Annotated in this window: 10 protein-coding genes and 1 pseudogene; 9 read left to right on the top strand and 2 right to left on the bottom strand. The window is 72.9% G+C overall.

The window, feature by feature from the left end; all coding sequences use genetic code 11:
* Window positions 1-48 precede the first annotated feature (48 nt).
* The gene (locus GT042_RS06575; RefSeq protein ID WP_161307761.1) at window positions 49-867 is read left to right on the top strand and encodes a hypothetical protein; all 819 of its coding nucleotides are present in this window, start codon (window positions 49-51) and stop codon (window positions 865-867) included.
* A gap of 167 nt (window positions 868-1,034) precedes the next feature.
* Window positions 1,035-2,345, top strand: coding sequence for a type VII secretion-associated serine protease mycosin (gene mycP / locus GT042_RS06570; RefSeq protein ID WP_161307759.1), 1,311 nt, complete (start codon window positions 1,035-1,037; stop codon window positions 2,343-2,345).
* 195 nt (window positions 2,346-2,540) lie between these two features.
* On the opposite strand, the gene GT042_RS39820 is transcribed toward mycP, so the two are convergent.
* On the bottom strand, window positions 2,541-3,191 hold the full coding sequence (locus GT042_RS39820) for a serine hydrolase (protein WP_161307758.1): 651 nt from the start codon (window positions 3,189-3,191) through the stop codon (window positions 2,541-2,543).
* A gap of 50 nt (window positions 3,192-3,241) precedes the next feature.
* Between GT042_RS39820 and GT042_RS06560 the strand changes: the two genes are divergently transcribed.
* Window positions 3,242-4,027: an SseB family protein gene (locus GT042_RS06560; protein ID WP_161307757.1), complete on the top strand. Its 786-nt coding sequence runs from the start codon at window positions 3,242-3,244 to the stop codon at window positions 4,025-4,027.
* On the opposite strand, the gene GT042_RS06555 is transcribed toward GT042_RS06560, so the two are convergent.
* A complete protein-coding gene (locus GT042_RS06555; RefSeq protein ID WP_161307760.1) occupies window positions 4,018-4,335 on the bottom strand; it encodes a DUF1844 domain-containing protein in 318 nt (105 codons plus the stop codon). The genes GT042_RS06560 and GT042_RS06555 overlap by 10 nt on opposite strands.
* Before the next feature lie 454 nt (window positions 4,336-4,789).
* Between GT042_RS06555 and infC the strand changes: the two genes are divergently transcribed.
* From infC to GT042_RS06525, 6 genes and pseudogenes are all read left to right on the top strand, one after another.
* Window positions 4,790-5,494, top strand: a complete 705-nt coding sequence (gene infC, locus GT042_RS06550; RefSeq protein ID WP_161307756.1) for a translation initiation factor IF-3 — start codon at window positions 4,790-4,792, stop codon at window positions 5,492-5,494.
* Window positions 5,495-5,622: 128 nt separating this feature from the next.
* The gene (gene rpmI / locus GT042_RS06545) at window positions 5,623-5,817 is read left to right on the top strand and encodes a 50S ribosomal protein L35 (protein WP_161307755.1); all 195 of its coding nucleotides are present in this window, start codon (window positions 5,623-5,625) and stop codon (window positions 5,815-5,817) included.
* A 103-nt stretch (window positions 5,818-5,920) separates the two neighbouring features.
* On the top strand, window positions 5,921-6,307 hold the full coding sequence (rplT, locus tag GT042_RS06540) for a 50S ribosomal protein L20 (RefSeq protein WP_161307754.1): 387 nt from the start codon (window positions 5,921-5,923) through the stop codon (window positions 6,305-6,307).
* 191 nt (window positions 6,308-6,498) lie between these two features.
* Window positions 6,499-7,350: an RNA methyltransferase gene (locus tag GT042_RS06535; protein ID WP_161307753.1), complete on the top strand. Its 852-nt coding sequence runs from the start codon at window positions 6,499-6,501 to the stop codon at window positions 7,348-7,350.
* Between the two features lie 84 nt (window positions 7,351-7,434).
* Window positions 7,435-8,583 carry an ATP-binding protein gene (locus tag GT042_RS06530; protein WP_161307752.1) on the top strand — a complete coding sequence of 383 codons (1,149 nt, stop codon included), beginning with the start codon at window positions 7,435-7,437 and terminating at the stop codon, window positions 8,581-8,583.
* 170 nt (window positions 8,584-8,753) lie between these two features.
* A pseudogene (locus tag GT042_RS06525) lies at window positions 8,754-8,969 on the top strand (phenylalanine--tRNA ligase subunit alpha); the annotation flags it as partial.

Here is an 8,969-nt window from a genome sequence, read left to right as displayed (position 1 = left end):
CCCGACCGCCCCCACCGCCCCCACCACCACGCCTGGACGCCCCCGCCCCTGCCTGAATCGCCCGAATCGCCCAGCGGGACGACCACCCGTCCGTGGCCCGTACCGTCCCGTCCGCCCGTCAGGGCAGCCGCCGCCGTCGCCTGCGTGGTGCTCGGCCTCGGGCTCATCGGCGGGGCCGTCACCGGCAGTTGGCTGACCGGGGACTCCGCCGCCGAACCCGTCGTACCGGACGCCTACACCACGGCGCGCACCCTCTGGCACAGCGTCCCCGTCGACACCCTCTTCCCCCGGACCCTCAAGGGCGACGGCGCCGGGCCCGGCCGCGCGGACCGCCGCTGGACGCGTGTCGCCGTCGCACCCGACAGCGCCTGCGCCGACGCGCTGCCCCCACCCCTCGTCAGGACGCTGCGCCCGGTGGGCTGCACGCGCGTGCTGCGGGCCACGTACACCGACGCCACCGCCAGCAGCCTCACCACCGTCGGACTGGTCTTCACCGAGGGCGACCGCGCCGCCATGACCGCCCTGAAAACCCGCCTCATCACCAGGCGGCTCGCCGAACGGACCGATCACATCCCGCACACCTTCTCCGTCGAAGGCACGCCCACCGCCGGGTTCGGCGAGAGGCAGCGCGCCTCCTGGACGCTGGAGGTCGTGGACGGGGTGCCCGTCGTCGGCTACGCCGTCTCCGGCTTCGCCGACGGCCGTACGGTCACCGACCCGCAGCCGGCCGCCGCGGCGACGGTCACCGGCGCGAAGACCGCTGCCGCGGAGGCGGGCCTGGGATTCGAGGCGAAGGGGATCGCGACCCGTATCGAAGAGGGCCTGCGCACCGCGGCCACCACCACCGCGACGGCGGCCCCCCGATGAGCCGCCCCACGGACCGGGACGCGCCCCGGCCGACATCCCGTACAGGCATACCGCACACGGCCCGCCCGCTCCCGGACCCGGCCACAACGCTCCACGCCGACGACTCCCGCACCGTCCCGGCACACCCGGTTATGTCCCCGACGACGCCCCTCACGGGCGGGCCGCGCATGCCCCGTACGGACCCGATACCGGCCGCCCCGGCGGCGCCTGGCGCGGACGTATCGCCCCCGCTCCCGGTCGCCGCGGACCGGAACACCGCTCCGGCGTCCCGCGCTCCCTCAGGGCGCCGCCCCGCGTCCCCCCGCCGCCACCGGCTCCTCGTCCTCCTCGCCGCCGCCTCCTTCGCCGTCCTTCCCGCCACACCGGCCCACGCCGACTCGCTCCGGGAGCAGCAGTGGGCCCTCGAGGCGCTGCACACCGATCAGGCCTGGCGTACCTCTCAGGGCAACGGCGTCACCGTCGCCGTGCTCGACACCGGGGTCGACGGCAGTCATCCCGACCTGTCCGGACAGGTACTTCCCGGACGTGACCTCGTCGGCTTCGGCGCGGCCCAGGGCGACCCGTCCTGGGCCCGGCACGGCACCGCCATGGCGGGGATCATCGCCGGTCACGGTCACGGCCCCGACGGTTCCGAGGGCGTCCTCGGTATCGCGCCGCAGGCCAGGATCCTGCCCGTCCGCGTCATTCTCGAAGGCAGCGACCCGGCCCGCGAGAAGGCCCGTAAGTCCAAGGGCGGCGCCCTCGCCGAGGGCATCCGCTGGGCCGCCGACAACGGGGCCGACGTCATCAACCTCTCCCTCGGCGACGACAGCAAGTCCGCCCACCCCGAAGCGGCGGAGGACGCGGCTGTCCAGTACGCGCTCAGCAAGGGCGCGGTTGTCGTCGCCTCGGCCGGCAACGGGGGCGAGAAGGGCGACCACATCTCGTACCCGGCGGCCTACCCCGGCGTCATCGCCGTCGCCGCCGTCGACCGCTTCGGCACCCACGCGGCCTTCTCCACCCGCCGCTGGTACGCCACCGTCAGCGCCCCCGGCGTCGACATCGTCATCGCGGACCCCGACCGCAAGTACTACGAAGGCTGGGGCACCAGCGCCGCCGCCGCGTTCGTCTCCGGCGCCGTCGCTCTCGTACGCTCCGCACACCCCGACCTCACCCCCGCGCAGATCAAGAAGCTCCTCGCCGACACCGCCCGCGACGCCCCCGAGAACGGCCGCGACGACGCGAAGGGGTACGGCTTCGTCGATCCCGCCGCCGCGATCGAGGCCGGCGCGAAGCTGTCCGGTACGGAGACGAGGAGCGGCACGGCCGACGGCTACCGGAAGCAGTACTTCGGCACCGGCCCGGACGCCCCCCACGAGGACGCGGGCCAGGGCGTGGGCCTGGCCCCGGTCGCCGGGGGAGTGGGCGCGCTGCTGCTGGCGGCCGCGGTGGTCCTGTGGCGAGGCGCCGGCACGAGACGCCCCGGCCACCCCCGCTGACCGCGCCCGGGAGGTGGCCGCCCGACCCGCCCACCGCGCCGAGCGGAGTCGTACGACCCCCGCCCGTTGAGCACGGTCGTGTCACCCGCTCTGTCGCATCGCTGCTGGCGCTGGCACGCAGCCCCGCCGCTCCCTCTTGCCCCGCTGCTCCGGAGCCAGAGGGCCAGGCGCCGTCCACGTCCCCCCGAGCCGCCCTCAGGCCACCCTCCCCACCCCCCTCACCGCCGCCTCCTCCACCGACGCGATCCCCGCCTCCAGCGTGGGATGGCCGTCCGACAGGACCGCCACCAGGCAGTCGCCCGCGCGGCCCACCGAGTGGACGACCCACAGGCCCGAGTCCGTTCTCGGTAGCCAGCCGTTCTTCAGGGCGTGGTCACCGCCGGCGCCGGCCGCCGCCGACACCCCCCAGTCCTGGCCCGATATCACCCGCCCCATCAGGGCCGCCACATACCGCCGGGATCTCGCGTCCAGCGGTGACGCGGTTCCGGTGTCGAACACCGTCCTCAGCAGCGTCAGCTGATCGCGCGCGGTCGTGCGGGTCAGGCCCCACGCCGCCGCCCCCTCCGTCCGCGTCAGACCCAGCCGCGCGTGCGCCTCGTCCAGGGCCGCCACTCCTCCGGCCGCCGCGCGCAGCGCCGTCGCCGCGTCGTTGTCGCTGCGTTCGATCATCGCGGCGGCCAGCCCCTCCTCCTCCGGCGTCAGCCAACGGTCCGCGTCCTGTGCCCGCAGCAGCAGCGCCGCCAGCACGCCCACCTTCACGACGCTGGCGCTGACATACGCGCGGTCCGCGTCGGTCGTCGCCTCGCGGCCGTTCGCCATGTCGTACACCGCCACCGAGAGATTCATCCGACGACCGTACGTTCCGACCGGTGCAGCCCGGGCACTACCCTCGACCCGTGGCGCTCAAGAACATCCCCGACCCCGGCTTCTCCGACGACGACGGCACCGCCGACCCCGCGCTGGCCTCCGCCCTCGCCGCCTGGTCGGCGGACCGGTCCGCCGAAAGGGGCGTGCTGGCGGCGCTCAGGACCGCCCGGCTGCTCGTCCCCATCGTCGCCGTCCTCGGCGAGACCGAGGAGGACGAGAACGGGCTGCGCCGCGAGAAGACCAGCGACATGGCCGTGCCGACGCTCCGGGCGGGCGACCGCCGCGCGCTGCCGGCCTTCACCTCCGTCGCGGCGCTGGCCCGCTGGGACCCGGCGGCGCGCCCCGTCGCCGTACCCCTCCACCAGGCACTCCGGGCAGCCGCCCACGAGCAGGCCGACACCGTTGTGCTCGACCTCGCCGGGCCCGTGCCGTACCAGCTCACCGGGGCCGCGCTCCTCGCCGCCGCCGAGGGCCGTACCAGCACCGACCCCCTCGACGACCCCGCCGTCACGGCGGCGGTACGAGGCGTGGTCGCCGCCGAGCCCGCCGTGCTCCGGGCCCACCTCGGGCCGGGGACGGCGGACGGCACGCTGGCCCTCGTCCTGGAACCGGCCACCCCGTCCCCCGCCGACACCGCCCGCCGCGTCGCCGGGGCGCTCGCCGCCGACGACGTACTGAGGGCCCGCCTGGTACGCGGACTCGACCTGGCACTGCTGCCGGCCGAGGCCACGCCACCGGGCGAGCCCCTGTTCGTACGCGACACGTCGGCGCACGGCGATGCGATCGCCGGTGAGCCGGGGGACCCTCAGCCGTAGACCGGGCCCGTGTACTTCTCCCCGGGGCCCTGCCCCGGCTCGTCCCGTACCACCGACGCCTCGCGGAACGCCAGCTGGAGCGACTTGAGCCCGTCCCGCAGCGGCGCCGCGTGGAACGAGCTGATCTCCGTCGTGCTCGCGTCCAGCAGCCCGGCCAGCGCGTGGACCAGCTTGCGCGCCTCGTCCAGGTCCTTGTGGTCGTCGCCGTCCTCGGTCAGGCCGAGCTTCACGGCCGCCGCGCTCATCAGGTTCACCGCGACCGTGACGATCACCTCGACGGCGGGGACTTCCGCGATGTCGCGGGTCATGGCGTCGAAGTCGGGGGACTCCTGCGGGGACACCTCGGACTGCGGGGACTGCGCGGACTCCGAGAAGGCCGGGGACTGCTGGGGGGAGGGGGCGTCGCTCATGCCCCACACGATAGGCCCCGCCCGCCCCCGCCCCCACGGTTGGCTCCCCGCAGCGGGAAGGTGCTAACCTGATGTGACGACCGGCTGGACATTCACATGCCCGGCCCACAAGTGGAGGCTCCGATCTCCCACCTGGCTGCCCCTCTCGGGCGGCGGGTCACCGGTCAGGTGGTGCCCATCGTTCCGTACGGACGATGGAGCCGCCCGATGCGCGCCCCGCGGTAGACGCGGCGGTGCTCCGGTAGTGCGAGGAGCTCCCGCCTGTGTCCCGTCCGGGGCATTTTTCGCGTTCCCCCACGGTTGGTCTCACGTAAGAGTCAACAGACCTTACGCGGCTGTCTGCCAGACAGTCGTGTGGTGCTACCGAGGAGGATCCATCAGCGCCGAGCCCCGCATTAACGACCGGATTCGCGTTCCCGAGGTCCGACTTGTCGGCCCCAGCGGCGAGCAGGTGGGCATTGTGCCGCTTGCCAAGGCCCTGGAGTTGGCGCAGGAGTACGACCTCGACCTGGTTGAGGTCGCGGCGACCGCACGTCCGCCCGTGTGCAAGCTCATGGACTACGGGAAGTTCAAGTACGAGTCGGCCATGAAGGCCCGTGAGGCGCGCAAGAACCAGGCGCACACGGTCATCAAGGAGATGAAGCTCCGCCCGAAGATCGACCCGCATGACTATGACACCAAAAAGGGTCACGTCGTCAGGTTCCTGAAGCAGGGCGACAAGGTCAAGATCACGATCATGTTCCGTGGTCGTGAGCAGTCCCGCCCCGAACTGGGCTTCCGACTGCTCCAGCGGCTCGCGTCGGACGTGGAGGAGCTCGGCTTCATCGAGTCGAACCCGAAGCAGGACGGCCGGAACATGATCATGGTTCTCGGCCCGCACAAGAAGAAGACCGAGGCCATGGCCGAGGCGCGCGAGGCCCAGGCCGCCCGCAAGGCGGAGCGCGCGGGTTACGCACCCGACGAGCACGTCGACGAGTCCCCGGACGCCGCCGACGCTCGCGCCGAAGCAGCTGCCGCCGAAGCCGAAGCCCCGGCCCAGGCATCTTCCGAGGCGTGATCCACGGGCTGCCATCCAGGCGGCCCACGGCTCCGTTCAGGAACCACACACCAGAGATCTGACGCTCCCGTGCGCCGACTGAGAATCCAGCCGGCAGGGAGCGCCACTGACGAGGAGAGAACGGCGCCATGCCGAAGAACAAGACGCACAGCGGTGCCAGCAAGCGCTTCAAGATCACCGGCTCCGGCAAGGTCATGCGCGAGCGCGCCGGCAAGCGCCACCTGCTCGAGCACAAGTCCTCGCGGGTGACGCGGCGCCTCACCGGCATCGTCGAGCTGGCCCCGGGCGACGCCAAGAAGATCAAGAAGCTTCTCGGCAAGTGACGTCGCGACCCCCGGTGACCGGGGGTGCGACCTCAGGACCGGGACCCATTCGTTTCCGGGCCGTGTGACACCGAACCACGGCCCCGCTACAAGGAGTTAACACGTGGCACGCGTCAAGCGGGCAGTCAACGCCCACAAGAAGCGCCGGGCAATCCTCGAGGCGGCCAGCGGTTACCGCGGCCAGCGCTCGCGCCTGTACCGCAAGGCCAAGGAGCAGGTCACCCACTCCCTCGTCTACAACTACAACGACCGCAAGAAGCGCAAGGGTGACTTCCGCCAGCTGTGGATCCAGCGGATCAACGCCGCGGCCCGCGCCAACGGCATCACGTACAACCGCTTCATCCAGGGTCTGAAGGCCGCCAACGTCGAGGTGGACCGCAAGATCCTCGCCGAGCTCGCGGTCAACGACGCCAACGCGTTCGCCACGCTCGTCGAGGTCGCCCAGAAGGCCCTCCCGAGCGACGTCAACGCCCCGAAGGCCGCCGCCTGATCTCCCTCAGGCCGCATGTACTTCCCACCGGACCCGCAGGCAGCGCGCCTGCGGGTCCGGTGTGTTCTCCCCTCCCCTCCCCTTCCCTTCCCCGCCCCGCCCCGCCCCGGTCCGGTACGTGACCGGCACGCCGGGTCCCAGCGGTCCGGTACGACACGTCCCGGGCCCCACACGTGAGTGAGCCGCCGCCCATGGGCACCCCCGAGCTGATCTCCCCGCGATCCCCGCGCGTCCTGGCCGCCAAGCGGCTCGCCCGGCGCGCCTTCCGGATCAAGGAGCGCCGGTTCATCGCCGAGGGGCCGCAGGCCGTACGGGAAGCGGTCGCCCACCAGGGCCCCGCCGGCGAGCCGACGCTCCTGGAGCTGTTCACCACCGTGGAGGCCGCCGAACGGTACGCGGACATCGTCGACGCGGCCAGGGAGACCGGCGCCCGCGTGCACCTCGCGCCCGACACCGTGCTCGCCGAGGTGTCGCAGACCGTCACCCCCCAGGGGCTGCTCGGCGTCTGCCGCTTCCTCGACTCGCCGTTCGAGGACGTCCTGCGCTCCCGGCCCCGCCTCGTCGCCGTGCTCGCGCACGTCCGCGACCCCGGGAACGCCGGTACGGTGCTGCGCTGCGCGGACGCCGCGGGCGCCGACGCCGTGGTCCTCACCGACGCCTCCGTCGACCTGTACAACCCCAAGTCCGTCCGCGCGTCCGCCGGCTCGCTGTTCCATCTGCCGGTCGCCGTCGGTGTTCCGGTCGAGGAGGCCGTACGGGGGCTCAAGGAGGCCGGGGTACGGATCCTCGCCGCCGACGGCGCGGGCGACGACGACCTGGACGACGAGCTGGACGCGGGCACCATGGGCGGGCCCACGGCCTGGGTCTTCGGCAACGAGGCGTGGGGCCTGCCGGCGGAGACGCGCGCCCTCGCGGACGCCGTCGTACGGGTCCCGATCCACGGAAAGGCCGAGAGCCTGAACCTCGCGACCGCCGCGGCCGTATGCCTGTACGCGTCGGCGCGTGCGCAACGGTCCGGGAACAGCGCCGGCAACAGGCGCTGAGGGGGTCCGCTCCGTCACGTATGGCTAGTACTGTTGCGCCTTCTCAGACCCACTGGGCTATGTGGAAGAGGCGGGATTACGGGGATGACGGCCGGGACCAGCAGACCTGTCACGGTCCAGGGACCTGTCCTGAGCGGCCCGGACCCGGGAGCTGTCGGCGGGGCGCAGCCCATCGACGCCGACGACCTCCCCGACGGGCTCGTCGTCGCCGACGAGCACGGCCGCGTGACCTGCTTCAACGCCGCCGCCGCGCGGATCACCGCCGTACCGCTCGCCGAAGCCCTCGGGCAGCCGCTGGAGCGCGCGCTGCCGCTGGAGGACCTGGAGGGCCGCCGCTGGTGGACGCTGACCGATCCGTACGGCGGGCTGGCCACCCGGGTCGGGCAGCCCGAGCGGAATTTACTGCTCCCGGGCGGGCGGGAGGTCCTGGTCTCCGCGCGGTACGTACGCGTCCGCCCGCTCGGCCCGGTCCAGAAGCTCGTCATCTGCGTCCGGGGCACCGAGGCCCGCCGCCGTACCGAACGCAGCCACGCGGAGCTGATCGCCACCGTCGCCCATGAACTGCGCTCGCCCCTCACCTCCGTCAAAGGCTTCACGGCGACGCTGCTCGCCAAGTGGGAGCGCTTCACCGACGACCAGAAGCGCCTGATGCTGGAGACGGTCGACGCCGACGCCAACCGGGTCACCCGGCTCATCGCCGAACTCCTCGACATCTCCCGTATCGACTCGGGGCGCCTGGAGGTCCGCCGCCAGCCGGTCGACATCGGCGCCGCCATCGGCCGCCACGTCCAGTCGCACACCGCCGCGGGCCAGTCCCCGGACCGGTTCCTCGTACGGATACAGCGGCCCCTGCCCGATCTGTGGGCCGACCCCGACAAGATCGACCAGATCCTCGGCAACCTGCTGGAAAACGCCGTGCGCCACGGCGAGGGAACCGTCACCATCGAGGTGGCAGCCGCGGAGATCGGGCACATCGAGGACGGGAGGGGCACCGTGAAGGGCACCGCCGTCACCGTGTGCGACGAGGGCCCCGGTATCCCCGAGGAGTCGATGGGCCGTGTCTTCACCCGCTTCTGGCGGGGGAGCAAACGCGGCGGTACGGGCCTCGGCCTCTACATCGTCAAGGGCATCGTCGAGGCGCACGGCGGGACGATCACCGTCGGCCGCGGCCCCGGCGGCGGCGCCCAGTTCCGATTCGTCCTGCCCGTCGCCGCTCCGGCCTACCTGACCTGAGCGGACGGACGGGCCCCACCTGAGCGGACACACGGGCCCCGGGGAGCGCACGGACGGGCCTGAGGGATCCGCGACCTCCACACGCCCTTTAGACTCGACCACTGGCACCTTCGGCGCCTACAGCGATCGAGCAGGGTCGTTTCGCCAGCCAAACGGAAGTACGGGAAGAGATGTCGGCACCCAACAAGTCGTACGACCCAGTCGAGGTCGAGGCGCTGAAACCGGAACAGATCGAGCGCATGCGGGACGAGGCGCTCGCCGCCTTCGCCGCCGCGGCCGACCTGGACGCGCTCGCTCACGCGAAGACCGCGCACACCTCCGGGACCTCGCCGCTCGCCCTCGCCAACCGCGAGATCGGCGCGCTGCCGCCGCAGGCCAAGGCCGAG

Origin of the sequence: Streptomyces sp. SID3212 (assembly GCF_009865405.1) — a bacterium.
Lineage (GTDB): Bacteria > Actinomycetota > Actinomycetes > Streptomycetales > Streptomycetaceae > Streptomyces.
Note: the sequence above shows the minus strand (reverse complement) of the source record. Positions and strands in the feature narration are given on the sequence as shown.

What these genes read in the sequence shown, in the direction of transcription:
- mycP (WP_161307759.1), top strand. Translation starts at nt 1,035, where the DNA reads ATGCCCCGTACGGACCCGATACCGGCCGCCCCGGCGGCGCCTGGCGCG.
- GT042_RS39820 (WP_161307758.1), bottom strand. Translation starts at nt 3,191, where the DNA reads ATGAATCTCTCGGTGGCGGTGTACGACATGGCGAACGGCCGCGAGGCG.
- GT042_RS06555 (WP_161307760.1), bottom strand. Translation starts at nt 4,335, where the DNA reads ATGACCCGCGACATCGCGGAAGTCCCCGCCGTCGAGGTGATCGTCACG.
- rpmI (WP_161307755.1), top strand. Translation starts at nt 5,623, where the DNA reads ATGCCGAAGAACAAGACGCACAGCGGTGCCAGCAAGCGCTTCAAGATC.
- GT042_RS06535 (WP_161307753.1), top strand. Translation starts at nt 6,499, where the DNA reads ATGGGCACCCCCGAGCTGATCTCCCCGCGATCCCCGCGCGTCCTGGCC.
- GT042_RS06530 (WP_161307752.1), top strand. Translation starts at nt 7,435, where the DNA reads ATGACGGCCGGGACCAGCAGACCTGTCACGGTCCAGGGACCTGTCCTG.